Annotated in this window: 19 protein-coding genes; 6 read left to right on the top strand and 13 right to left on the bottom strand. The window is 56.2% G+C overall.

All coding sequences use genetic code 11. The annotated features are described in order from the left end of the window. Positions 1-99: 99 nt before the first annotated feature. The 6 genes from V7M64_RS03740 to V7M64_RS03715 all read right to left on the bottom strand — a co-directional run bounded on the left by V7M64_RS03740 (position 100) and on the right by V7M64_RS03715 (position 6,301). Positions 100-1,152, bottom strand: a complete 1,053-nt coding sequence (locus tag V7M64_RS03740) for an energy transducer TonB (RefSeq protein WP_333677114.1) — start codon at positions 1,150-1,152, stop codon at positions 100-102. Positions 1,153-1,492: 340 nt separating this feature from the next. Continuing rightward, positions 1,493-2,029 (bottom strand): met regulon transcriptional regulator MetJ, encoded by a 537-nt coding sequence (metJ, locus tag V7M64_RS03735; protein WP_333677113.1) that lies wholly within the window; start codon positions 2,027-2,029, stop codon positions 1,493-1,495. Between the two features lie 577 nt (positions 2,030-2,606). After that, positions 2,607-3,008: a glycine cleavage system protein GcvH gene (gene gcvH, locus V7M64_RS03730; protein ID WP_333677112.1), complete on the bottom strand. Its 402-nt coding sequence runs from the start codon at positions 3,006-3,008 to the stop codon at positions 2,607-2,609. A 90-nt stretch (positions 3,009-3,098) separates the two neighbouring features. After that, a complete protein-coding gene (gene gcvT / locus V7M64_RS03725) occupies positions 3,099-4,199 on the bottom strand; it encodes a glycine cleavage system aminomethyltransferase GcvT (protein ID WP_333677111.1) in 1,101 nt (366 codons plus the stop codon). A gap of 70 nt (positions 4,200-4,269) precedes the next feature. After that, a complete protein-coding gene (locus V7M64_RS03720; protein ID WP_333677109.1) occupies positions 4,270-4,905 on the bottom strand; it encodes an alpha-ketoglutarate-dependent dioxygenase AlkB in 636 nt (211 codons plus the stop codon). Beyond that, complete coding sequence (locus V7M64_RS03715) at positions 4,895-6,301, bottom strand: amidase (protein ID WP_333677108.1); 1,407 nt, start codon at positions 6,299-6,301, stop codon at positions 4,895-4,897. The genes V7M64_RS03720 and V7M64_RS03715 overlap by 11 nt, the downstream gene beginning before the upstream one ends. A gap of 149 nt (positions 6,302-6,450) precedes the next feature. On the opposite strand from V7M64_RS03715, the gene V7M64_RS03710 reads away from it, so the two are divergent. From V7M64_RS03710 to V7M64_RS03690, 5 genes are all read left to right on the top strand, one after another. Further along, positions 6,451-8,052 (top strand): electron transfer flavoprotein-ubiquinone oxidoreductase, encoded by a 1,602-nt coding sequence (locus V7M64_RS03710; RefSeq protein ID WP_333677107.1) that lies wholly within the window; start codon positions 6,451-6,453, stop codon positions 8,050-8,052. Positions 8,053-8,061: 9 nt separating this feature from the next. After that, positions 8,062-10,161 (top strand): glycosyltransferase, encoded by a 2,100-nt coding sequence (locus V7M64_RS03705; RefSeq protein ID WP_333677105.1) that lies wholly within the window; start codon positions 8,062-8,064, stop codon positions 10,159-10,161. A 14-nt stretch (positions 10,162-10,175) separates the two neighbouring features. Further along, a complete protein-coding gene (locus tag V7M64_RS03700) occupies positions 10,176-13,016 on the top strand; it encodes a rhamnan synthesis F family protein (RefSeq protein ID WP_333677104.1) in 2,841 nt (946 codons plus the stop codon). A 162-nt stretch (positions 13,017-13,178) separates the two neighbouring features. Further along, positions 13,179-13,925, top strand: coding sequence for an electron transfer flavoprotein subunit beta/FixA family protein (locus tag V7M64_RS03695; protein ID WP_333677103.1), 747 nt, complete (start codon positions 13,179-13,181; stop codon positions 13,923-13,925). 28 nt (positions 13,926-13,953) lie between these two features. After that, positions 13,954-14,898 (top strand): FAD-binding protein, encoded by a 945-nt coding sequence (locus tag V7M64_RS03690; protein ID WP_333677102.1) that lies wholly within the window; start codon positions 13,954-13,956, stop codon positions 14,896-14,898. A gap of 60 nt (positions 14,899-14,958) precedes the next feature. Here the strand turns inward: V7M64_RS03690 and V7M64_RS03685 are convergent, their stop codons facing one another. From V7M64_RS03685 to cysD, 3 genes are read right to left on the bottom strand one after another with little or no spacing between them, the layout of a single operon-like run. Then, positions 14,959-16,164: a DegT/DnrJ/EryC1/StrS family aminotransferase gene (locus V7M64_RS03685; protein WP_333677100.1), complete on the bottom strand. Its 1,206-nt coding sequence runs from the start codon at positions 16,162-16,164 to the stop codon at positions 14,959-14,961. A gap of 53 nt (positions 16,165-16,217) precedes the next feature. Next, positions 16,218-18,068, bottom strand: a complete 1,851-nt coding sequence (gene cysN, locus V7M64_RS03680; protein ID WP_333677098.1) for a sulfate adenylyltransferase subunit CysN — start codon at positions 18,066-18,068, stop codon at positions 16,218-16,220. Further along, positions 18,068-19,012 carry a sulfate adenylyltransferase subunit CysD gene (cysD, locus tag V7M64_RS03675; RefSeq protein ID WP_333677117.1) on the bottom strand — a complete coding sequence of 315 codons (945 nt, stop codon included), beginning with the start codon at positions 19,010-19,012 and terminating at the stop codon, positions 18,068-18,070. The genes cysN and cysD overlap by 1 nt, the downstream gene beginning before the upstream one ends. 435 nt (positions 19,013-19,447) lie before the next feature. Here cysD and V7M64_RS03670 point away from each other — a divergent pair, with 435 nt between their 5' ends. Beyond that, a complete protein-coding gene (locus tag V7M64_RS03670) occupies positions 19,448-20,185 on the top strand; it encodes a class I SAM-dependent methyltransferase (protein ID WP_333677097.1) in 738 nt (245 codons plus the stop codon). Positions 20,186-20,614: 429 nt separating this feature from the next. Here V7M64_RS03670 and V7M64_RS03665 read toward each other — a convergent pair whose 3' ends face one another. The 4 genes from V7M64_RS03665 to V7M64_RS03650 form a co-directional block, all read right to left on the bottom strand. After that, positions 20,615-21,958 (bottom strand): UDP-glucose/GDP-mannose dehydrogenase family protein, encoded by a 1,344-nt coding sequence (locus V7M64_RS03665; protein WP_333677096.1) that lies wholly within the window; start codon positions 21,956-21,958, stop codon positions 20,615-20,617. Between the two features lie 83 nt (positions 21,959-22,041). Further along, entirely contained in the window at positions 22,042-23,139 is a 1,098-nt protein-coding gene (locus tag V7M64_RS03660) for an acyltransferase (RefSeq protein WP_333677094.1), read from the bottom strand. After that, positions 23,136-25,019 carry an asparagine synthase (glutamine-hydrolyzing) gene (gene asnB, locus V7M64_RS03655; protein ID WP_333677093.1) on the bottom strand — a complete coding sequence of 628 codons (1,884 nt, stop codon included), beginning with the start codon at positions 25,017-25,019 and terminating at the stop codon, positions 23,136-23,138. Before asnB ends, V7M64_RS03660 begins: the two co-directional genes overlap by 4 nt. A 76-nt stretch (positions 25,020-25,095) precedes the next feature. Then, positions 25,096-26,430 carry a hypothetical protein gene (locus V7M64_RS03650; protein WP_333677092.1) on the bottom strand — a complete coding sequence of 445 codons (1,335 nt, stop codon included), beginning with the start codon at positions 26,428-26,430 and terminating at the stop codon, positions 25,096-25,098. Between the last annotated feature and the right edge of the window lies 1 nt (position 26,431).

The following is a 26,431-nucleotide window of genomic DNA, read 5'->3' as shown; positions in this document are numbered from 1 at the left end:
AACGTCGTTTTAGCTCTCCCGCCAGTTCCGCGGAAAATTTCCCCGGACAGCAGTGCGCAAAAGCGGGAATGACGGCCATGAAGTTTCTCGTCAATAACTTCACTGCGAGGCGCTGAGCTTGAACTCGATCCGCTTCTGCTGCTGCGAAGCGATCGCAGCACCGTCACGCATCGCCGGCGAAAACTTGGCCCGGCGCAGCGCATCGATGGCCGCGTTGTCGAACACGTGCCTCGGCTCGGCGCTGACGACCGTGATGTTGCTGACGCTGCCGTCCGCGTTGACCGTGTATTGCACATCCACCCAGCCTTCCTGGTTGTTGCGCAATGCCGTGGTGGGATAGCGCGGACGGATGGAAGAGATCGGAATGGCGTCGCGCGTTTCGCCGCCGCCTGCCGAGGCCGGCGCGCTGGCCACCTGATTGTTCGCCTTGGCTGCCGTCGGCTGCGTCGCTTCCTGTTGCGCCTTCTGTTGCGCCGCCACCGTCGCCTGCTGTTGCGCAGCCCTGTCCGCCGCGGCCTTGTCGGCCAATGCCTTCTCGGCGGCCGCTTTGTCGGCGGCCGATTTCTGCGCAGCCAGCTCCGCCTGATGCTGCTGATCGAGCTGCTTCTGCTGTTCCTGGTCGAGCGTCTTGCGCTGGGCGTCCAGCTTGGAACGCAGGATGGTCAGCGTGTAATTGGTGGGATCGACCTTGGCCAGCAGCGTGATCTCACGGTCGGCCTCGTCGAACTGACGCTGGTTGATCACCTGCTCGACGTTGCTGGCTGCGAACGGGAACGTCTCGCGCAAGGCATCCGCCGCGACCTGATTGCCGGGCTGCTTCTGCAACACCTTCAGGTAGAACTCAAAGGCGTTGTTGCCGGCCGGGGCGATCACCCGCTGCTGGTTCATCGCCTTGCGCGCTTCGGACAAAAGATCGTTGATGCTCAGCGCATCCACGTTGACCGGCGGCGTCGCGGCCTGTTGCTGGCCAAGGTTGACCGGCGTGGACGGGTGTCCGCCGGAGTCCGCACTCATCATGTCCTGATGCGGCTTGATGATGAGAAACCAGGCCACCACGGCGAGGCCTGCCACGACGGCAAGAATCGCAATGAAAACGGGCTTGATGGCACCACGCGCTTGCGCGCGTGCACGACGATTGTTTCGGGTATCCATGATCATTCACTACTGCAGTGGCATTAGATACCCGCGCTTCCCCCCTGTTATCCAGGTGCGGCTCCCCAACTTGCCGCGGCGCGGATGGGTCAAAGGTATCGCGATTGGGTCGACACGGCAAATGTGGGGCGGATCACGAAAGGTCGAGAAGCGGCCCGATGACCTGCGGCGATTGCCTGGCGTTCGAAGAACCATCCTTGTTTTCATTTTCGGAGAGCAGGAAATGAGTCCCCCAAAATGAAGCGTCCCGGCACGAGGCCGGGACGAAACGCTTTCGAACTACCTCCCTGCGCTGGGCACCGCAGGGAGACAAATCGAGTGAAACGTCTAGTTGTTGTGCTTACTTCTTGCTGGCCCGGGGGGCCTTGGCGGCCTTGGTGGCCTTCACGACTTTGGCAGCGGCTGCCTTCTTGGCAGTGCGCTTACGGGTTGCCTTCTTGGCAGCCTTCTTGGCGCCAACGCGCTTGGCGGTGGCTTTCTTCGCGCCTACGCGCTTGGCACCCGCCTTCTTGGCGGTCTTGCGCGCGGTGCGCTTCTTGGCGGTGGCCTTCTTGGCGACCGGCCGCTTGGCTGCAGCTTTACGAGTGGTTTTCTTGGCGGCTTTCTTCGCCGACTTACGTGCGGTTTTCTTGGCAGTGGCCATAGTACGTCTTAGCTCCTCATCAGTTGGCAGTGGTTGCCCAGTAAAAGCGTGGAGGAACGCCTCAACCAGCAAATCGCTGTTCGTAGCGTGCCTCAAATTGTTGACCTGTCGGTAAGTACGCAGATCCGACAGCAGTCGCAATACATGCATGGGAATGGAGACAGTGATCTTTCTTACCGCCTCCGCTTTCTCTCCATGTTCTACGTAAGGTTGGATGTATTTCGATGCCACCATTGGAAACGTTCCCCGTTTATGGTGCGAAAGCTATTCCTGAACATTTCAACTGTCAATTGATTTTTGCCATGAAATCAATCCCTTCGCCCCGGCGACCAATCAATGACGCCATCGGAAGGATGGTTTTTCAGTGACTCGATGCAATGAGAACAGCCATCCAAACATCCAGTTGATTCGCTTCGCCCGGTTTTAGAAAAAGGCCAAAAACAAGCTTAAAAATGTGATTTTTCTCATTCGCGCTGATACATGCATGTTGCCAATGCAAACCGTGCGGCCATGCCATGCAGCGCGCCGTTCCGGCGCCTCGAAAGGGTGATCCGGGAGCATGAACGAATTTAGACCGGAAGACGCCCGGACCGGTGCCGAAGGCGACCCGGAACATCCCGAACACCCTCGATGCGCACCGCGATCACCCGCCGTCGCCGACATGCGATGCGCGATCAGGCCGGTGCATCGCGGTGCCCGTGATGCAACTTCTGTCGACGCCGCGTGGTGTCCTCGCGGTAACTTCTACACAGACCGCTGACATGAGAACGGCCGCCTAGGCGGCCGTTACTCGGATCGCGCCGATGGCGCGTCAGTGATCTTCGTTCTCGATCAGTTCGCCGTAGGCATCCGCATCGAGCAGTTCGTCCAGTTCGCCACGATTGCTGGGCTGGACCACGAACAACCAACCGTCGCCATAGGCGTCTTCATTGATCGTCTCGGGCTTGTCGGCAAGCGCCTCGTTCACTTCGACGATCTCGCCGGACACCGGCGAATAGATGTCGGAAGCGGCCTTGACCGATTCCACCGTGGCGGCGCCGGTGCCGGCTTGCACCGAAGCGCCGACTTCCGGCAGTTCGACGTAGACCAGGTCGCCGAGCTGCTCCTGCGCATGGTCAGAGATGCCCACGCGAACCAGTCCCTTGTCTTCGACACGGGCCCACTCGTGGGACTTGAGGAATTTCAGATCGCCGGGAATCTCGCTCGCGCTCATGATCGGATCCAGTGGTTGATTTCGGTGAGGGGTGGAAGTGCGGATTCTAACTGCTGATGTCGCAGGAGTGGGACAGGGCCGTCGTTACGCTCAGACGCCTTCGCACGGCTTGCCGTCGCGCACGAACGGAAACTTCACCACGCGCACCGGCACTTCGCGGCCGCGGATGTCGACCCGCACGTTGTCGGTAACGCCCGCCGGAATACGTGCGAAGGCCACCGACTTGTTCAAGCTGGGGGCGAAGCTGCCAGAAAGAATTTCACCCTCGCCTTGCGGCGTCAGCACTTTCTGGCCGTGGCGCAGCACGCCTTTTTCATCCATCACCAGGCCGACCATGGCGCGCGGCACGCCGGCCGCCTTCTGTGCTTCCAGCGCCTTGCGGCCGATGAACTCGCGGCCTTCGTCCAGCGAAAGGGTCCAGGCCAGGCCGGCTTCCCACGGCGTGACGTTCTCGTCCATGTCCTGGCCGTAGAGATTCATGCCGGCTTCCAGGCGCAGGGTGTCGCGCGCGCCGAGGCCGCACGCGGCGACGCCAACGTCAGCCAATGCCTTCCACAACGCCACGGCATGCTCTTCCGGCAGCAGGATCTCGAAACCGTCTTCGCCCGTATAGCCGGTGCGCGCAATGAACAGCGGCATGCCATGTGGGCCTTGCGCAGCAGCGGCGGCAAAGCGGCCAAGCTTTTCGATCCGCGCACGATCCACCTCGTGCAACAGGCCGATTACTTTGGCGCGCGCGCGCGGGCCTTGCACGGCGATCATCGCGAAATCGGGACGCTCCTTCACGGCAACGTCGAAGGCCTTCGCCTGCTTTCCGATCCATGCCAGATCCTTGTCGCGCGTGGCCGCATTGACCACCAGGCGGAAGTGTTCATCGCCCAGCAGGTACACGATCAGGTCGTCGATCACCCCGCCCTGCTCGTTGAGCATGCAGCTGTAGAGCGCCTTGCCCTGCACCTTGAGCTTGTCGACGCTGTTGGCCAGCAGGTGGCGCAGGAATTCGCGCGTGCGGGCGCCGTGCAGATCGACCACCGTCATGTGCGACACATCGAACATGCCGGCATCGCGACGCACGGCGTGGTGTTCCTCGATCTGCGAGCGGTAGCTGATCGGCATGTCCCAGCCGCCGAAATCGACCATGCGCGCGCCGAGTTCGCGATGGAGGGCGTTGAGTACGGTCTTCTGGGTCATTGCGGGCCTGCCAGGGTGGGGAGACCGCGCATTATCCCCACCGCTCCGCGGCAATCCAAGTTGCAGGGCGTCATGGACGGCGGTGCGCGGTATCGATCAGGCGGAACGTCAGATTGATGCGCGGCTCGGATATGCCCGTGCTTTTCGGCAAATCGTGCTGATATCCACGCTGGGTATCGCCAGCCATGCACAACAGGCTGCCATGCGAAAGCGTGATGCCGACAGGCCGCACTGCGTGTGGTGCGCGTGGCACCCGACGGCGAAAACGAAAGCGGCGCTCCGCTCCAAGGCTCACGGAAGCAATGACAGGTTTGACGCCAAGCTCCGGTTCGTCATCACTGTGCCAGCCCATGGAGTCCTGGCCGTCGCGGTACAAGTTGGCAAGCACGCTGTTGAAGCGCACCTGGCAAGCGCGCTCGACACCTTCGCGCAATGAAAGCAACGACGTCGTCCAAGGCCTGGGTTCGAATCGGCTGCGCGAATACACATAGGTAGCGCCGGGATCGCCGATCCAGCAACTCAGGCGAGGCGAATCGACCTCGCGCCCGAACATGTTCAGGCGGTGGCGCTCCCACGGGATTTCTTCCAGCAAGCGAGCGAGCAAGCCATCCGCTTCGTCGCGGCAAAGCCAGCAAGGCGCGTAGCGCACATCGGCATCCGGCAGTGGCAGCTGTTGCCAGGCATCGCCGATAAGCTCAGAAATCATCGCGACCAACAGGATAATCGGGTGCCGCATCCAGCGTGGCGGACCACACCGCCGCCAATTCGAGCAGGCGCAGATCCGAACCGCGCGCGCCGACCAGCTGCATGCCGATCGGCAAACCGTTCGGCAGCGTGCCCATGGGAATGCTTACGGCCGGGCAGCCGGCAAGATTGGCGAAGCTGGTGAGATCGCCCTGCGTATCCGGCACCGGGCCATCCAACGGGAACGCACCTTGCGGCGTGGTGGGCGTGACCAGTACGTCGATCTGCGCGAACAGCCGGCGCATCTTCAGTGCGGCGGTATCGAGCACGCGATCGGCTTCGGCGTAGTCGGCCGCCGTCTTGCGGGTTGCGTAATCCAGCAGGAGGCGGAACTGCGGCGATACGGGGTGTTCGGTATCGGCAAGCTGCGCCGCGAACGTGCCGAGCATTTCCGCTTCCATCAACAGGAAACCGGCCCGACGCGAACGCGGGAAATGCCAATCGTCGAAATCCACCGTGCGGCGTTCGCCCAGCTCGCCGTTGAGCTTGGCCAGCGCCGCCTCGAACACGTCCAGCACATCTTGCTGCACGCCCAGCGCAGGCAGGTTGGGCAGCACGCCGCAGCGCAACTTGCCCGGCTCCCAGTCCGGCGGCGACAACGCCACACGGCGATGGCGCGAGCGCGGGTCTTCCGCGTCGTAGCCTGCCAACACCTGCAACAACACGGTGAGGTCGTCGACACCGCGTGCAAGCAAGCCCACGGTATCGAGCCGACGCGCGGCCGGCGTCATGCCGCGTGCGGAAATTTCGCCCTGCGTCGGTTTCAACGCAAACACGCCGCAGTAGCTGGCGGGAATGCGAATCGAACCCAGGCTGTCCGAACCGATGGCCGCCACCGCCAGGCCCGCCGCGACAGCCACCGCCGCCCCGCCGGACGACCCGCCCGCCGTATAGCCACGACGATGCGGGTTATGCGTTGCGCCGAAGTGCGGATTGTTGGTGACGGCGCCCAATGCGCCCTCATCCATATTGGTCTTGCCGATCAGCACGGCGCCGGATGCGCGCAACCGCGCCACCACGTGCGCATCATGCCCGGCCGGTCGTCCAGGGCCCGGCAGGCCGGAGTGCGTCGGCCAACCGGCGATGTCGAAGTTGTCCTTGAGCGCGATGGGTACACCATCCAGCCGACCGATCACGCCATCGCGGCGCCGGCGCTCGGCCCCCTGCGCCTGCTCCCGCGTCAACGCCGGGCTCAGCCCGACATAGGCATTGAGCTGCGGATTGAGGCGTTCGATGGCATCAAGATAAACCTGGGCCAGCCGGCCTGGCTGTACTTGGCCCGATGCCAGCCAATGCAGGACCTGGCACAACGTGGCGCGGCGAAGATCGATATCGGCGATCGGTGGAAGAGAGTTCATGCACACTCCGGTGGCGGGACATCCAGGCGGTTCGCCGGGCCACCGGTTTGCCGCGCAGCAGGCGAACCCGGAGAATACCGTCCCAGCCGGCGCGGTAACCACACGTGCGGACACCCTCAGCAGCCCCCACACCTACGGAGCCCAGCCTCATGACCGAACGCGAGACGATGGAATACGACGTGATCGTCGTCGGCGCCGGGCCGGCGGGGCTCTCGTTCGCCATCCGCCTCAAGCAGCTCAAGCCGGACGTGACGGTCTGCGTGATCGAGAAGGCATCGACCATCGGCGCACACATCCTTTCCGGCGCGGTGATCGAACCGCAGCCGCTGGATGCCCTGCTCCCCGGCTGGCGCGACAACCCGCCGCCGATCTGCGTGCCGGCCACCGAAGACGAATTCTGGCTGCTGACCAAGACCGGCGGCCGCAAGCTGCCGGTGCCGGCAACGATGAACAATCACGGCAACTTCATCGTCTCGCTCGGCGCGATGTGCGCCTGGCTCGCCCCGCAGGCCGAAGCCCTGGGCGTGGACGTGTTCCCCGGCTTCGCCGCCGCCGACACCATTTATAACGAGGACGGCTCCGTCGCCGGCGTGCGCATCGGCGACATGGGCGTGGCAAAGGACGGCTCGCACAAACCCGGCTACACGCAAGGCATCGACATCAAGGCGAAAGTCACCGTGCTGGCCGAAGGCGCGCGCGGCAGCCTCACCAAGCAGCTCATCAAGCGCTTCAAGCTGGATGAGAACAGCGACCCGCAAGGCTATTCCATCGGCATCAAGGAACTGTGGCAGGTACCAGCCGGACGCGTCACACCCGGCAAGATCTTCCATAGCTTCGGCTGGCCAGCCGATAACCGCACCTACGGCGGCGCCTTCCTCTACCACCTGGACAAGGACCGCATTGCCCTCGGCTACGTCAGCGGCCTCGACTACAAAGATCCCAACTACCAGCCATGGGAAGCCTTCCAGCAATGGAAGAACCACCCCATGGTCAAACCGCTGCTCGAGGGCGGCAGCATTCTTTCCGCCGGCGCACGCGCCATCGTCACCGGCGGCTACCAGTCGCTACCCAAAGTGGAGATGCCCGGCGCCCTGCTGATCGGCGACACCGCCGGCCTGCTCAACGTGCCCAAGATCAAAGGCACGCATCAGGCGATCAAGAGCGGCATGCTCGCGGCCGAACACCTCGCCGCAAGCGACCTGAAGCCCACCGGCTTCGACGCCAAGCTGCGCGGTTCCGACGTGATGGCGGAACTCAAGCAAGTCCGCAACATCAAGCCAGGCTTCAAGAAGGGTTTATGGTTCGGCATGTTCAACGCCGGCTGGGAAACCGTGATCGGCGGCAAGTCTCCGTGGACGTTGAAAAACAAACCCGACTGGAACTCGCTGCACATGCTCGGCCAATACGAAGAACCCAAGCGCGACTACGTGCAACGCGAACTGCCGCCCCGCGATCGCCTGGCCGGCGTGTACTTCGCCGCCACCGAGCATGACGAAGACCAGCCGGTGCACTTGCACGTTGCCGATACGTCGGTCTGCGTGACGAAATGCGCGCAGGAATACGGCAACCCCTGCACCCGCTTCTGCCCCGCCAACGTCTACGAGATCGTCAACGACGAAGCGGGCAAGCGATTGCAGATCAACGCCGCCAACTGCGTGCATTGCAAGACCTGCGACATCAAGGATCCGTACGAAATCATCAACTGGGTGCCGCCTGAGGGTGGGTCCGGGCCGAATTATCAGAATCTGTGACACGGGAGCATGGCGCTGTCCGGCGGGCTGATCTGGCGCTTCAAGCGCCTTAATTACGTATTGCAGCGTTTTCGCGGTAGCGTGGCGCTGCGCGGCTGGCGTGGCACGTTTGCGCGGGTGCGGCAGGAATTTGAACGTCGCCCCACATTCGACGGCACGCTTGATGTCGAACCATTCGATGTCCCCTTCGAACCGTTTGCCCTGCCAACCTCGGGTCGACCGCTGGTGTCGGTGATCATTCCAATCCACGGCAAGATCGAGTACACCCTGGCGTGCTTGCGCTCGATCGCACGACACGCTCCCGAAGCGCCATTCGAAATCATCGTCGTCGACGATGTTTCACCCGATGATTCGCTTGAGCAACTTGCCCAAATTGCAGGACTTCGATTACTGCGCAATGATCACAACCTAGGTTTCGTCGGCACATGCAACGCGGGCGCCATGGCTGCGCACGGCGAATTTCTGTTATTCCTGAACAACGACACCCAGGTCACGCCGAACTGGCTTGACGGCCTGCTGCGCTGTTTCAACGAACGCGACGATTGCGGTATCGCTGGCAGCCGACTCGTTTATCCCGATGGACGACTCCAAGAAGCCGGCGGACTTGTATTCGCCGACGGCAGTTGCTGGACCTCCGGACGTTTTGAACATCGCGATGCACCCCCATGGCGATATCGCCGCGAGGTCGATTACGTCAGCGGCGCATCGCTGATGGTCCGGCGCAAGGTGTTCGAACGTATCGGCGGCTTCGATGAACGCTATGCGCCCGCCTACTATGAGGATACAGATCTTGCCTTTGCTGCACGGCAGCTGGGCTTGAAGGTCTATTACGAACCATCCAGCACCATCATCCATTGCGAAGGCATTAGCGCAGGCATCGACCTGCATGCCGGCATGAAGCGCCACCAGGTGATCAACCAAGTGACGTTCATAGCAAAATGGAAGGAGGTCTTGCGCGATCATCCGTCAGCGGACATGCCGCTGCCGCGCGCATTGCGCTGGCGCCGGCGCGGCAGGATTCTTGTCGTGGACAGCATGACTCCCGACCCCACACGCGATTCCGGCTCGCTTCGACTTAGCGCCATCCTGCGCATACTTGATGAGCAAGGCTGGTCCGTATCGTTCATGCCGGATGATGGCCACGCAACGGAACAAGAAATCCGCGCGCTCGGTGCCTTGGGCATCGAAGTGCTATGTCGCCCTTGGGTTGGTGATCTTCCCCGCTGGCTCCGTAGCAACGGCAGCGAACTTCATGCGGTCATACTCTGTCGTCATACCGTGGCCGGTCAGTACGCCTCGCTGGTACGCAAGTTGGCACCGAAGGCGCGCCTATTGTTCGACACTGTCGACCTGCATTTCCTGCGCGAACAACGAGCTGCCGAACTCAGCGGGAACTCATCCATGGCGCGCCAGGCGCAGGCATCGCAAAAAAGCGAACTGTCACTCATCGAACAATGCGACGTGACCTTCGTAGTAAGTCAGCACGAACAGGCCCTGCTCCACCACCACCTTCCCCATGCAAACATCGAATTGCTTTCGAACATCCATGAAGTTCACGGTTGCAGGCACCCGCATGAGGCCCGCAAGGATTTCGTTTTCATCGGTGGATTCGGCCATCCACCCAATGCCGATGCCGTGCGCTGGATCGCACGGAAGATCCTTCCCGCACTGCGCGCACAGCTACCAGATGCACGAGTACACATACTTGGCGATGTAACGGATGCCGCCCGTTCTGAACTCCAGACACCAGGCCTGGAGCTGCATGGCCGTGTTCCCGATCTGGCGCCCTGGCTGGATGGCGCGCTGGCATCGCTCGCGCCGCTGCGGTTTGGCGCGGGGGTGAAAGGCAAGATTAACATGGCCATGAGCTATGGCGTTCCCGTGATCGCCACGCCGCTGGCGGTCGAAGGTATGCATTTGAAGCAAGGTCAGGATGTACTCCTTGCCGACACTGCCGAGAACTTTGCGCGTGCGGCACGAGAACTGCAGCACAACAGTGAGCTTTGGAAACGTCTCTCGGCAGCTTCTCTCGATAACGTCAAGCGCCATTTTTCCCCATGCCTTGCTTCCGAGGCCCTTGATCGCGCACTCGGCCCCGCCCGCCATTGAAAGCGGACCGACCTATGCTATCCATTTCCAAATTTTCATCCTTGTTGCGAGACGCCATACAACGCCACGGTGGCGGCATGGCTGGCATTCGATCCATTGTCCTCCGCAGTTTTCGCGTAAGCCGGGCATTGGGCTTGCGTGGCCTGTGGTGGCGCATTCACGCCGCGCAACGGCGCAATATCCCCGTCCCCGTCTCGGAAACGATGACATTAAATCCGGCCACGCCCCTTGCGCAGGTGGATCTTACCGTCGGGGTGATGGCGCACGTGTTCTACCCCGATCTGCTCGATGAGCTCGCCGGGTACCTCTCCCACATTCCGCTTCCCTATGTGCTGATGATTTCGGTGATGGATGAGTCAGCACGGGCATTGGCTGAAACCCATCTTTCGGGTTTGCCTCGGTTGACCGTGCTAGATATCCGCATCGTGCCCAATCGCGGCCGCGACATCGCGCCGCTCTTGGTGACCTTCCGCGAGGAGATCCTGAAGCTCGATTTGATCTGTCATGTACATACCAAGAAATCCCTGTACGCCGGGCAGGAGCAGAACAGCTGGCGTGGCTATTTATTCCAGTCCCTGCTTGGCTCACCAGATCGCCTGTCATGGGTTTTCGGCATGTTCCATGCAAATCCCAAGCTGGGCATGATCTACCCAGAGAGCTACGCAAGCGTTCCGTTGTGGGGTCACACCTGGCTGAGCAATGCCGAGTGGGGTCGTCAACTGGCAGAGCGGCTCGGCTTCGAGATCGACGCTGCAAGCTATCTCGATTTTCCAGCCGGCTCCATGTTCTGGGCGCGGACCCAGGCGCTTCGCCCACTGCTTGAACTTGGTTTGCGCACCGAGTCTTTCCCTCCGGAGCAAGGACAGGTCGATGGGACCTTGCAACATGCTATCGAGCGCATGCTCTGCCTTGTCACCCGGCACCAAGGGCTCTTCGTTGGCATTGTGCCAAGTGACGGCAGGCTCGCATTGGCGCAGGAGGGCGAGCGCAATCGTCAGCTGTACTTCGACGCCCCATTGAGACAGAAGATCGACTACTTCGCCTCGGATGCAGCGTGGGTTTCCTTCGATATATTCGACACACTTGTCGTCCGGCCTTTTCTCACGGCACACGGTGCACGCAATTTTCTTTCGATGCTTGTGCAAGAACAGTTTGGCATTGAAGGATTCGATCGATTGCGTAGCCAAGCCGAGATAAAAGCGCGTGCGCGCGCCGGCAAAGATGTTGACCTGCAACGAATCTACGCAACACTTCAGCAAGATGCTTCGCTCGATTCAAAAATTCTTGAAGCTGTAATGGCACTTGAGCTTTCCACGGAGCGCCGATTGCTCAAACCACGAAGCGTACTGGTGGAGGCGCTTGAGTCCTTCGCGGCGGATCCACGACGTACAGTCGTTGGTGTCTCGGATATGTACATTTCCCAGCAGGATCTGAGGGCTGTACTGCCATCGGCCATAGATCAAGCGTTAGGCCGTCTATATGTCTCTTGCGATACAGGCTGGCGCAAAGATACGGACAACGGCTGGCATGCACTTATTCAAGCGGAACATGGCGACCCCAAAAAATGGTTGCATATCGGGGATAACGAACACGCTGACGTTATGCAGCCCCTGCACGCCGGCATGCTTTTTCCCGTCCACGTGCTGCGACCTTCAGCTTATTTGGATGTCGTACCGTCACTTCGTGACCTCCGCCCGCCTGCCAGCCAGCGTGGCGACTGGGCGCACGAACTCTGGCTCGGCCTGGTTGTTAATCACTTGGCGCAATGGGGTGATCGACAACCAGAAATGTTTGCCGGCTCCATGCGGATCGAGCATCCAGAAAGCTTCGGTTATGTCGTACTCGGTCCGTTGATCACGGATTATCTCATTTGGCTCGCTCGTATTGCCCTGCAACGAGGATCGAAGAAAATCCTTTTCCTTAGCCGCGAAGGCTACCTGTTACACAAGCTCTACCTGCGTATGCGGGCGCACGTACCCGCCCTCGCCGCGGTCGAGGCTCGTTATCTGCTGGTGTCGCGGCGCGGTGTAAACACACCGGCCATGCACGACATCACCGATCTCGCCTCGGCTTTTCGCAAGCCTTACACCGGTTCGTTTTTTGGCTTGCTTGATTCGCGACTTGGTCGTGAGGTGGCAACATCAGCGCAGCAAGCGCTAGGACGCACAGCGCTTGAAAGTGAAGTCTACTTGCCAGAGATGGCCAGCGAACTCATCGAGCGCCTGCGTTCGATCGCCCCCGCGCTGGAAGAAATAGCTCAACGGGAGAGGAAGGCCTATCAGCTCTACTGGCATACGCAAGTCTCCGATGGCGATCAGCCGATCGTGGCGGATGTCGGTTATGCGGGAAGCATTCAAGCCCAACTTGCCCGCGTCATCGGTCAGCCGTTAGGTGGCGCCTACTTCGCTGTCACCAGTGACATCGATGAAGTACTCGCCACTGACCAATGGGCGGTCGCCCGCTTCCACGACGGCCGCAGCGATGCGGACCTGCCGCCGGTGTTGACGCATCACCTGCTGCTGGAGGCTTTGCTCACTTCCCCATCCGCACAGTTTTCGCATTTTGAGCAGCAGGAAAATGATCTCCTTCCGCGCTTTCGCGAGGACGACGAACACGCTCCCCGCTGGGTACTCATCGAAAAGATCCAAGCGGGAGCGGAAACATTCATCAAGGACATCCTGGATGTTGCCGGCAAGCATGTGCTGGATGCCCAATTCGCCCCCCGCGCTGTGCAGGAGCCGCTGCACGCCGTGGGAACAGGGCGCTGGGAGCTTGGTGCCTGGAGCGCGTCTCTTATCATCGATGATGAATACACGGGACGTGGCCGTGTCGCGACTCACCCCAATGCCGCTTGAGCACCATCCACGCGCACCGGCATCAGGTGATATGTCAGCGGGTGCCGGCTGGCGAGCACGCATAACCATTCGCACCCGCATGGTGCCAGGAATCCAGGTAGAATAGTCGTTTAAACAAACGTTCAACCGCCCTGTGGGCGTCGGCAACTCAAGGAATCGGCGATGAAAATCCTGGTCGGCTACAAGCGTGTCGTGGACTACAACGTCCGCATCCAAGTGAAGCCCGATGGTACGGGCGTAGTAACGGATGGCGTGAAACTTTCCGCCAATCCCTTTGACGATATCGCCCTGGAAGAAGCTCTTCGCCTGCGTGAAAAAGGGGTCGCTGAAGAGGTAGTGGTGGTCGGTATCGGTCCAGCAGATCTCACTGCACATCTACGCAACGGTTTGGCCATGGGCGCAAACCGCGCCATCCATGTCGTCACCGCAGATGCCGTGCAGCCGCTTACCGCGGCGCGCGTGTTCCTAAAGCTGGTGGAGAAAGAGCAGCCCGGGCTGGTAGTTCTCGGCAAGCAAGCCATTGATGATGACGCCAACCAGACCGGCCAAATGCTGGCGGCACTGTGGGATCGCCCACAAGCCACATTTGCCAGCAAGCTGGAAATTGCCGGCGGCAAGGCCACGGTAACGCGTGAAGTCGACGCCGGCCTGGAAACGATTGAAGCCGAACTGCCGGCCGTCATCACAACTGACCTGCGCCTCAACGAACCTCGCTTCATCAAGCTGCCTGACATCATGAAAGCCAAATCCAAGCCCATCGACACGATCGAATTCGCTTCGCTTGGTGTAGATGTGCAAGATCAACTCAAGACCATGCACTATGCCGCCCCGGCCAAACGGAGCAAGGGCGTGATGGTGAAGGACGCCGCCGAACTTGTATCGGCTCTGAAGCAAAAAGGGCTGCTGTAAGCAGCCGGCCAGCACTAAGGAGACATCCATGAGCAAGGTCCTGGTTATCGCCGAACATCTGGACGGCAAACTGAACTCCTCGACCGCCCGCGCCATCAGCGCGGCGGCGGCGATCAAGCCCGAAGCAATCGACGTATTGGTATTAAGTGACAAAGCGGATGCCATTGCCGCAGAAGCCGCCAAGATTCAGGGCGTGAACCGCGTGTTGACGGTCGAGCGCCCAGAAAACGCGCACCCTCTCGCTGCCGCGCTGGCACCACAAATCGCCCAGGTCGCGGCTGGTTACAGCCATGTGTTCGCCCCCTCCACGACATTTGGCAAAGATGTTGCTCCGCGCGTAGCCGCCCTGCTGGGCGTAGCGCAAGTCAGTGACGTGATGAGTGTGGAAGACAGCCACACCTTCAAGCGCCCGATCTACGCCGGCAATGCCATCATCACGGTGCAGGCCGATCCTTCGCATATCATCGTTGCAACCATTCGCACCGCTTCCTGGCCTGCTGCTGCCAACGTCGCCAATAGCGCCTCGATCGAAGCGCTGAGCCTGGATGTCGCACTGCCTTCGCATACCCGCTTCATTGAACTCAAGCAGGGCAAGAGCGACCGCCCGGATCTGCAGAGCGCCAACAAGGTAGTTTCCGGCGGCCGCGGCGTGGGTTCGAAGGAAAACTTCGAGATCATCTACAAGTTCGCCGACAAGATCGGCGCTGCCGTAGGCGCCTCCCGCGCAGCAGTGGATGCCGGATATGTCCCGAACGAGCTGCAGGTGGGCCAGACGGGCAAGATCATCGCACCCGAGCTGTATATGGCAATAGGCATTTCGGGCGCCATCCAGCACCTCACTGGAATTAAGGATGCGGGCACCATCGTGGCCATTAATAAGGATGCCGAAGCCCCCATCTTTGAAATCGCAGACATTGGATTGGTGGGTGACCTGTTCAAGCTGATTCCGGAGCTCGAACAGGCAATAGATTAAGAACCCTACAGTCTTGGCAAAAGGGTGGCAGCAATGCCGCCTTTTTTTGTTTTCATCCCATCAAGCGCTGAGAATGTGCTCTACAGCAGCGACCACACGTTCAACGTCCGCATCAGATAGCGCAGGCGAGAGAGGTAAACTGATCGTTTCGCGGCCAAGCTTCATGGCGCGCGGCCATTGCTCAGGCCGCCATCCAAATCGTTGCTGGTAGTACGGGTGCTCCGGAATGGAAAGATAATGCACCCCCGTACCGATCCCGGCCACATTCATCGCGTCCAGAAATTCATCACGGCTGACACCACAACGCTTCTCGTCAATCATTACGGTGTAAAGATGACGACCATGGCGTATGCCCTCCTGTCCGGACATCGGAAGCACGATAGGCAATGAAGCAAATGCGACGTCGTAATGTCGCCAGATTTCATCGCGACGTTGCCAGTTCTTTTCTACCCGCGCGAGCTGATGCAAGCCGAGCGCCGCCTGCAAGTCCATCATGTTGTACTTGAAACCACACTCCACAACTTGATAGTGCTTGTAACCCTCGTCACCGAAGCGGTGCCAGGCATCCTTGCTCATACCATGCAGTGCCAACACTTTTGCCCTGGCGATCTGCTCCTCGCTACGCCCGAGGATCATCCCACCCTCGCCAGTAACAACGTTTTTGGTGACGTAAAAGCTGAAGCAGCCAAAATCGCCAAACGTCCCCACTGGCTGCCCTTGGAACTCGGCCTCGACGGCGTGGGCACAGTCCTCGATAACGATCAAGCCATGCTTACGGGCAATAGCCATGATGCGATCCATGGCACATGGCCGCCCGGCAAAGTGCACCGGCAAAATGGCTCGCGTACGTAGAGTAATGGCGGCCTCGATCGCGTCGGGGTCGAGGTTTTGGGTGACAGGATCGACATCAGCCAATACGGGCACCAACCCGGCATGCAAGATTGCATTGATAGTCGCGCAGAACGTTAGCGGGGTCGTAATCACCTCAGAGCCCGGTTCGATACCCGCTGCAAGCATGCTCACGTGCAGTGCTGCCGTACACGAGTTGACGGCGGCCATCTGGGTAGATTTGACCCGCCGAAAAGCAGCAAAGTCCCGCTCAAATTGCGCCACCCGCGGCCCAGTTCCCAACCAGCCGGAGCGCAGGCAGGCCAGCACCTCATCTATTTCCGCCTCATCGAAACGGGGGGCGCCGAAGACAAGGAAAGGAGACTGATCTTGGCCTATTGTCATGAATGTCAGCCGATTGGCCAGTGCGGAAAGCAAGCATGATAACGCCTGGGTTTACGGTGGATGCTCGCGTGCCAGATGTGCCCGTTTCATTCTCCAGGTAAAAGTCGCGTCACCAATACCTCCACCATTGTGTCCAACAACATGTCCTGAGTCTGCAGGTGAACTTCCGGCAACTCAGGAACCTCGTAAGGTGAATCGATACCGGTGAAGTTGCTGATTTCCCCCGCCCGGGCCTTGCGATACAAGCCCTTCGGATCACGCCGTTCGCATTCTTCCAATGAGGTATCTACGAATACCTCAAGAAACTCGCCGTCATCGAAAAGCCCTCTAGCGAACTCACGCTCGCTGCGAAACGGCGAGATCACACACACTAGTACAACCAATCCGGCGTCAACCATAAGGTGTGCCACTTCCGCCACGCGTCGCACGTTCTCTACACGAGATTCCGGCGTGAAACCTAGATCACGGTTGAGACCATGACGAAGGTTGTCCCCGTCTAGCAGATAAGTATGACAACCGAGCGCCGCTAGGCGACGTTCTAACAGGTTCGCGACTGTGGATTTGCCCGCACCGGATAGTCCTGTAAACCACAGGCAGCGCGGCTGCTGGCCTTTGATTTGCGCGCGCGTTTTTTTGTCGACATCCAGGTGTTGCCAGTGCACATTGCCTGCGCGGCGCAATGCAAAATCCAGCATGCCGCACGCCACGGTATCGTGGCTCTGCCGATCGATCAGAATGAAACCGCCCAGCATGGGGTTGGTGGAATAGCTTTCAAATGCGATCGGTTGGTCTAAGTCGATATTGCAGTATCCCACTTCATTCAACTCTAGACGATGCGCTGCCAGCTTCGCCTGTGTATTGACATCCACCTTATACTTGATAACAGTGACGCGCGCATTTACCGTGCGTGGGCCAATCTTCATCCAGTAACCGCGATTGGGGAAAAGTGGCTCATCGCCCATCCACAGTACATGTGCCGCAAACTGATCAGCCTCGGGCGCTGGTCGGGCGGCGTCAGCAATGATTTCACCCCGACTGATATCGACTTCACGATGCAAGGTCAAGGTGACTGCCTGACCAGCACTCGCTTCTTGAAGATCACCATCCGCCGTAACAATACGAGCGACATGCGCACGTTGCGTACCAGGCTGCACTAAGATTTCGTCTCCCACTCGCACGCGACCACCGCATATGGTGCCTGCATAACCGCGAAATGATTGATCGGGGCGGTTCACCCATTGTACTGGCATGCGGAAATCCGCTGCCTGAGCTGGCTTCACCTCGATTGTTTCAAGTAGTTCCAACAGAGTCGGACCGCTATACCAAGTCATTTCAACGGACCGCCTGCCTACGTTATCGCCACGCAATGCAGCTACTGGCAAAGCATACACCTCGGCAATACCTAGCTGAGCGGCCAGCTCACCATAAGAAACGCGTATGCTCTCATAAATATCTTTGCGGTAACCCACCAGATCCATCTTGTTCACCGCCAAGATTACCTTCCGGATGCCCAAGAGAGCGCAGATATAGGTATGTCGACGCGTTTGCACAAGCAGCCCCTTGCGCGCATCGACCAGCACTACAGCGAGATCAGCATGCGAGGCACCCGTAGCCATATTCCGTGTGTATTGCTCGTGCCCTGGGCAGTCTGCAACGACAAAGCTACGGCGTGCGCTATGAAAGTAGCGATACGCTACGTCGATGGTAATACCTTGCTGGCGTTCCGCGTCCAAACCATCCATAAGCAATGAAAAATCCAGCACACCACCTTCTGGATGCAAGCCCTGGCTATCGCGACGAAGTGCTTCGATCTGGTCGTCCGGTAACATGCCGGCATCGTAGAGCAGCCGCCCAAGCAGAGTGCTTTTACCATCATCCACGCTACCGCACGTGATAAAACGCAGCTGACCAAGGCTCTGAGTGAAGGATGTCAACATCAAAAGTAGCCCTCATGCTTCTTACGCTCCATTGACGCGGAAGGGTCGTGATCGATCACCCGCCCCTGACGCTCGGAGGATTTAGAGGCACTCATTTCGGCGATGATCTCGTCCACGGTGCTGGCGCTTGATTCGATCGCCCCAGTCAGCGGATAACACCCAAGGGTACGGAAACGGACCATGCGATGCTCAATCTTTTCCTCATTCCGAAGTACGAAGCGATCATCATCGACCATAATCAGTACCCCGTCCCTCTCCACTACAGGCCGTTTCTTGGCAAAATACAACGGTACAACGGGTATATTCTCACTTCGTATGTATTGCCATACATCCATCTCCGTCCAGTTAGACAATGGAAACACGCGCACGGTCTCGCCCTTATGGATATGGGTGTTATAGATGTTCCACAATTCGGGACGCTGGCGCCTCGGATCCCAGTGATGCTTGACGTTGCGGAAGGAGAAGACGCGCTCCTTCGCGCGTGACACCTCCTCATCACGCCGCGCGCCGCCAATGGCGGCATCGAAGCCATACCTCTCCAGCGCCTGTTTAAGCGCATTTGTCTTCATAACATCGGTGTGTACAGTTGAGCCGTGCGTAAACGGTGAAATGCCCTGGCGAACCCCTTCTTCATTGATATGAACCAACATCTTGATATTGCCAGTTGCCGCAATCCGATCACGGAAGGCGATCATTTCCCTAAACTTCCAGGTGGTATCAACATGCAGCAATGGAATCGGAGGAGATGCTGGATAGAACGCCTTGTACAGCAAATGAAGAAGCACGGAGGAGTCCTTGCCGATCGAATAAAGCATAACCGGCCGACGAAAACTAGCAACCACCTCCCTCAATATATGAATGCTTTCGGCCTCCAGCCCGCTGAGATGGCTTAAAGTGTTATTCTCGATCTGTTTGATACTCGACTTCTCGTCTTGCCTTATCATTGTTATCTTGTGTCCCGCCCAGCGTTGAAGAAGTTGAAGTGAATATACGACTTTTAGGAACAGTACATCTTGATTATCCTCCGTAGCAATATCATGCACGCACCTCCCGGTCGGCAAGACCAGGTGACTAACGTCATATGTTGACACAACTTAAAAAAAACAGCTGTATGAAAACACCTTCTCGAGCCCATCCGATATTAAGTAAGGTTCCATACGAGCATTCGCCGCCCCCCTTATATCTGCAGAAATCCCTCGCGTCCTTTTTGAGGAAGTTGATCGCAGCTTTATCAAAAACTTAGTTAGATAAGCTCTTTACCAAAACATTATTTTTCGCCAAAAGATAGCTTTGTCCTAGCACCTCAAATTAATGTTCGCGCGAGCCCCGAAAATTTGGGCTATGATGCGTGGTCGAACCGACTTGACGAGTAGTGATCAATGCTTTTTTTTAAGAAGAAGAGCTACAAAACTGATCCTGAACCAGAAAGCCTTGGCCTTGGCTTGCCCCCAGGCGGCAACCACTATCGTGCGTTCGTAGGTCCTCCAGAGGACTACGATTTAGTGTCGGCCATGGCATTTGGGCTGTTAACCTCATTGGGACTTCGGCAACACCATTCAGTACTCGACGTAGGATGCGGATCCCTCCGCATTGGTAGGCTGCTGATTCCTTATCTTAACGCCGGAAGTTACACGGGTATTGAGCCCAACGCATGGCTAGTTGAACAAGGAATCAAACGTGAGATTGGCTCGGATCTCGTCGGTATCAAAAATCCTCGTTTTCATTTTTTTGACTCTGCTGCTTCCTTACCGCAAGAGCTTAAATTCGATTTTGCGTTAGCGCAGTCCATCTTCAGTCATTGCGGGCCTGATTTATTAAAAAGATGGATCAACGAGATATCAGGACGCCTAAGTGAGTACGGCGTCATTGCGGCAACATTTCTAATTGCAGACGACGATTGTGTGCAAAACGGGTGGATTTATCCAGGCTGCGTCCACTACCGACCTGAGACGATGAGGCTAATCGCAAACGCCGCAGGCCTTGAGTTCACCATTCTAGATTGGGTGCATCCACGCCAGACTTGGGCGCTATTCCATAAACCTGGCTTTGACGCCACATGGATTTATCATGGCCACGTCGAATGGAATGCAATGATGAAACACAAAATTAAAGTATAGACTCGAAACGACCGACGCCCCCCACTTTGAGTAAATGCTCCGAACTTACACAGGGACTTTTCATTGCCACAAGCCCCCTCTTCGTCATTCGAGCAAAAAAGCTGGAATTCAGCTACTTTTGAGCTGAAAGGTACTGGATTCCAGCTTTTTTTCGCTCGAATGACGAACAAGAGTTTCCGGCGATGGAAAGCCTTAAGTTCGGCGCATTGCCGCTTTAAGTAGCGGAATACTTTGGAGCTGCGGGTCAAACTACTGCATGTCAATGCGCAAGGCCTGTGGCTGGCGGCGCGCCGCTTGCAGCGAGGCCGTGTGGCTCGCTTTCAGACGAAACGATGTGGCATGGCATGATCGATGCGCCATTCGCCTGGCTATGCGCCAACGTGGATTGGCAGCGATTAAGCGCCTCCCAACTTTGCACGGCAGCTTACTTCAATTGCCAAGCAAACTTCTTCCCCTGCCTATTCCAAAGTACGCAACTCCAGCAGCCTCAACCTCCGATGGATCGTATATATTGCGTCCATCGAAGATAACGCGCTCCCTCAAGAGGCTTGCCATTCTTTTAAAATCTGGACTACGGAATACTTTCCATTCAGTAACCACTGCCAACGCATCAGCGCTCTCCAGCGCCTCATATGCGCCGTTAGTGAAGAATATCCGCTCAGAAGAATTTCCGTAGATCCGCCTTGCTTCAGAGATCGCTTCCGGATCGAACGCACGCACCTTGACTCCCGCCTTAAGAAGGTCGTTTATTAATGACCGACTAGGCGCCTCACGCATATCGTCAGTATTTGGCTTAAACGCAAGCCCCCAAATGGCAACCGTCTTACCACTCAAATTGCCGCCAAAATGCCTATGTATATATGTAAATAATTTACCCTTTTGATTTTCATTCACGGCCTCAACCGACGAAAGCAAGCGAGCTTCGTATCCTGCCGATTTCGCAAGGTGCCCAAGTGCTTTAACGTCTTTCGGAAAACAGGAGCCGCCATATCCCGCTCCTGGATAGATAAATTGAAACCCAATACGGGGATCTGATCCAATTCCTTGACGAACCAGCTCTACGTCCGCGCCAACACACTCAGCAATATTAGCAATTTCATTCATAAAGCTTATTTTTGTCGCCAGCATCGCGTTGGCAGCATATTTAGTCAGCTCTGCCGAGCATTCGTCCATAATGACTAAGCGCTCATGGTTCCGATTGAAAGGTGCATACAATTTACGCAAAACCTCAATGGCACGGCAACTCGAGCTACCGACAACAATGCGATCAGGCCGCATGCAGTCCTCGACCGCGTCCCCCTCTTTTAGAAATTCAGGGTTCGATACAACATCAAACGCGCAATCAGCACCCCTCGATTCAAGCTGTTCCTCGATTTTTGCACGGACTAGACGAGCGGTCCCTACTGGCACAGTTGATTTATTCACTACAACAGCATAACGACTAAGATGGAGCCCAATAGTCGAGGCCACGTCCAATACATGGCTAAGATCCGCACTGCCATCCTCGTCGGGAGGCGTACCTACCGCTATAAATATTATCTCCCCGTGGAGGACCGCAGCAGCAGCATCAGTGGTAAAGTCAAGCTGCCCTGTAGAAAAATTCCTTACTACGATTGATTCGAGCCCCGGTTCATAAATTGGAATATCGCCCTTTTTAAGACGAGCGACCTTTTCTCCATCAATGTCTACGCATAGGACATGGTTACCCATTTCTGCAAGACAAGCTCCTGTAACCAAGCCAACGTATCCAGTACCGAATATTGCGATCTTCAAGGTCAATGCTCCACTACGTCGAACCGTTAAGTCTACTTCAGAAAAGGCGCTAGATTGGCTGTGTAACGCACTTCATACGTCGTCTAGGCTTTCGAAGGTCGACTTGCCGACTCCATAGGCCCTGCAGACAACGGAGCTGATTGACGCCTTTTCAGACTCAAAGCAGGCTTCTCAAGGTAATGCCAAGAAGCCATCGCGACTAAAAGTGTTGTTGGCATCGACAAGGCAAATAACTTCAGCGAACTTATTTCTCCAAAAAAATGCACGTAAAGCTGCTGAATAGGGAAGGCGTATACGTATATACCGTAAGAATAGTCTCCAATCCGGTTAAAAAAACCAATCTTTGGGCTAAATCCTAACCAAAATACACCATACGCAAGAGCCACGCCAAACATCACATCAAAACTCGATTGGCCATGTGCTAAGAGACACAACAAAAATAAGAACGCCGCGATACCGCCGTTTATCGGAAGTATATCCATATTGACATAAACCAACATCCCGACGAGGAAAAAGGCTGCGACAATAAAACATTCTCGTTGATCCAAAATAAACGGATTGATCTGGGGCCAGCTGATAGTAAAAATCAAGCCAAATATGGCCACCAAATTAAAAAGCCATCGTGCACTGAAACCTCGCAACAACCATATGGTTGCCACCAGGAGATACATGCGCCCCTCCATTGGCAGCGTCCAAAGTGATCCATTTGGCGAAGTATTCGGCTGATCTTGAAAAACACCAGGCAATAAATAATCAGCTCGCCAAAGTGACAAATTATTTAATAAAAAGCGATAAGTTTGACCACTCGATAAATATTCCGCGGCACGTAATGTCGAGACCAGTGGGCCAAGCACGAAAATAGTCAACACTAGCGACACAAAAAGCGCCGGGAACAATCTCAGCATCCGCGCGCGGATGTAGAACATAAGATCATTGCGCTTTAGTAAACTTCCGGTCACCAGAAAGCCACTTATAAGAAAAAAGGCATTTACTGCAATGGAACCGCCATCTTGACTACCGAGCAACGTGCCAATTGCTTCCCCTCCTCCCACTTGGCTAGCCCCTTTCCGAACAAGAGCAAACGAATGGGAATAGAGCACCAGCGACGCAGCTAATAGCCTAATCATATTTAGGTTATTTTCGCGCCCGACCGCTAATTCAGAAAGTTTGGGTATAGTCATATGCTGACCGCAAATCGATTCATCCACAATTCTACCAATATTAATTGCCACAGCTGAGTACCAAACACAAGAGTGCCTTCTTGGTGGTGGTTCCACATGCTGCGTACGTGATCCATGTTGAGAAACTGAGAAATGCAGCTATTCGGCTTGAACAGCGTCTCATAGGCTTGCTCTTTCAATCCTTTCTTCAGCCATTCACCGATGGGCACCGGGAATCCCATTTTAGGGCGATATAACACATCGTGTGGCAGCAGCGGTTCAAGCGCTCGCTTGAGTATAGCCTTTCCACCCACCTGTCGATCGAGCTTCAACTCATCTGGCAGACCTGCACAAAAATCTGCGAATTCCTTATCCAAGAAGGGACACCGCAATTCAATCGACGCCGCCATGCTCATCTTGTCAGCCTTCATCAGCAAATATGCTGGAAGGTTAACCTTACAGTCGGTGTACAAGAGGCGCTGCAGAGGGGTTAGAGAAGGACGGACCACGCGCTCGAAGAGTTCCGTTCTATCAGGGCTAAAACCATCCATCAGCCCGCCTCTATAGAGATCATCTCTAAGGCCTTCATAATAACCATAAATCTGATCATTCAGAAACTTGAGCTCACCTGGCTGCGTAAAATTCCACAGATCTTTCCTTCCCTTTGGCCAGACGCCTCCACCGCTCTTGTCCCATAGATAACGAAGCAACCTCTTCGGAAGATGCTCCGCTTTGCGTCCGAGACGCATAGCGTCAATACCCTCTCTATACCGCGAGGTATAACCGCCGAGCATCTCATCGCTTCCCTCTCCTGAAAGAAGTACCTTTACAGATTTACGAGCCTCACGGCACAAATAAAACAAAGGGACCGTTGCCGTATCGCAAACCGGCTCATCAAGATGCCACACCACCGTCTGCAAGGTGTCCCAATAAAGCTCTGGGGGCATGACTATTTTGGTGTGATCAGTATCGTAACGCCTGGCAACTGAATCCGAATATGGAAATTCATTAAACCCGTCTTCGGCGAAACCTATTGAGTACGTGCGTAACTGATGAGAGACTTGACGTGACGCCAAAGCCACAATGGCTGAACTATCAACACCTCCCGAAAGCAGCACACCGACAGGCACATCGGCACGCAGCCTAATTGAAATTGACTCACTTAATCTCGAGATCAACAGATCGGCTGCATCGCCTGCATTAGTTACTTTGGGAACGACCGGGAACTTTAAGTCCCAATATTTCTGAATGCTGCTTCGTCCATCGAGGTCTACCTCCATGAAGTGGCCTGCAGGCAATTTTCGAATACCTTCGAACATCGTCTCAGGATCTGGCACAGCAAGCCACGTCAAAAAATTGTCCAATCCTTGCCGCGACAATTTTCGTGGAACACTGCTGTCCTGCAAAATGCTTTTGATTTCAGAACCGAATACGAGACCCCATTCACCACTAAAATAATAAAGCGGTTTCTTTCCGAATGCATCTCGTGCGAGGACGAGTTTATTCGCCCTTGCATCCCATATGGCAACTCCAAACATCCCGCGAAGCAAGCCGAAACAAGCTACCCCCATACGCTCGTAGAGCTTGAGTAAAACCTCGGTGTCACTCCGAGTGACCATTTCTTCGCCACTAAGATACTTGGCTCTTAGCTCCGGATAATTGTAAATTTCCCCATTAAAAACGATTATTATATCGCCCTCTGCACAGCTCATTGGTTGGTGACCACCGGCCAAATCGACAATACTTAGTCGACGCATCGCTAGACCGACCCTTCCGTCCGCAAGAATTGCACTTCCACCTTCATCGGGGCCACGATGAAATATTATTTGTGAAGCATCGTCAAGAAATTTCTGACCCGATGATTGACCTTGAAAGCTAATAAAGCCGGTAATTCCGCACACGACCACTATTCCTTTAATAAGACTAACGCGATGAGTAAAATTGATTTGTAAAAATCAAATGCGAGAACTAGCGCCATCATTCATCAAGACTGTCTTCTCGCGACTGTTGCGATTCCAACCGGTCCACTGTGGCACGAAGGACTGCCAGATCTTTAAAAAAATGGTCAATCATCAGTGAACGCGCCGCTCTTAGCCCCACGACTCTCGTCATCAACGCGGCATTTTGACATGCCATCTTGATATGACTCTCCTTTTCGCTCGCGCTCTCTGCAATAAGAGCTTCAAAATCGTTTCGAAGTTTCTCCGTACTGGACCGTTGCTCAATTAATTGGCCATCCAATTCACCATTCCTATCTCTAAGCCTATCGCACTCGAGCCTAAACATTTCAGCTTGCGAGCGCAGATGTTCTAACTCACTGAGATGACCTTCCAGCTCACCGTTCCTCTCCCTAAGTCTGTCGCATTCAAGCCTGAACATTTCGGTTCGCTCAAACTCTGAGTGCATAACATGTGTATTAGACTCTTTGTGCTGATCTGCTTCCATTCGGTCCATAGCCGTTCGTAGCGCAGCGATTCCTTTCAACCATTCCGCCGCCATCTCTAGAGACGGCAAAATTTGATGGCTATCTAGTCGCCCGCCAGTCAAAGCAGCTCTTGAAATTTCTGCATATAACTGCACGATGGCCGGATCAGCTAAACCACTATCACGTAGCTCATCGAGTTCATATTTGTTATGACGCAAGTCGAACGTTAGAAACTCGCTAAAATACTCCTCCTCCAAACGTCCTACCGCCCAGGGAAGATGCATTGTTGTGGCTAGTTGACTAAGCACTTCGCGTCCGTTCTCTAGTAGCTGGTCATAGTCAATCACCACGCTACTATCCGTATCTATCTGCTGTAGAGCCTCCACAGTGTAGACTCCCCAAAGCAGGATTGAAGTCGCTCGGTCAATCCCGTTCCGGATAAAAAGCGAATCCGAAACTGCGAGGGGATTCCTCAGGCATAAGACATAGTTGACATCCGAAACCCCAATCCGTTCGATGACTTGCTTCCAAAACCATAACAATCGAGTGGTGCGCGGATCTTTAAAAGCCCAGATAGCGCGAGTTTCGAGTTTCTGATTGAGAAGTTCAGCGGCGCGAGCTAAAAACGACTCAAGCACATCTGCCGGAAGTGATCGCCGGTCAATATCAGCCACACTACACCAATCAGTACTAAGTGCCTCGAGTAGCTCTCGATTCAATTCAACAATGTCTTTGTCTTCCCAAAAGCCGCGTGGATTCTCCAATGGGCCAGGCTGCAGCAGAGATTCACCCAATTCGACACCAAGTGCCTTCAGTCCCCTGGTTATTGCACTCGTTCCTGAGCGATGCATGCCTATAACTAGGATAAGGCGTTTTTTATTGTTCATT

The organism is Dyella sp. (assembly GCF_036746095.1).
Taxonomy (GTDB): Bacteria; Pseudomonadota; Gammaproteobacteria; order Xanthomonadales; family Rhodanobacteraceae; genus Dyella_B.
This window is presented reverse-complemented; position numbering and strand designations above follow the sequence as displayed.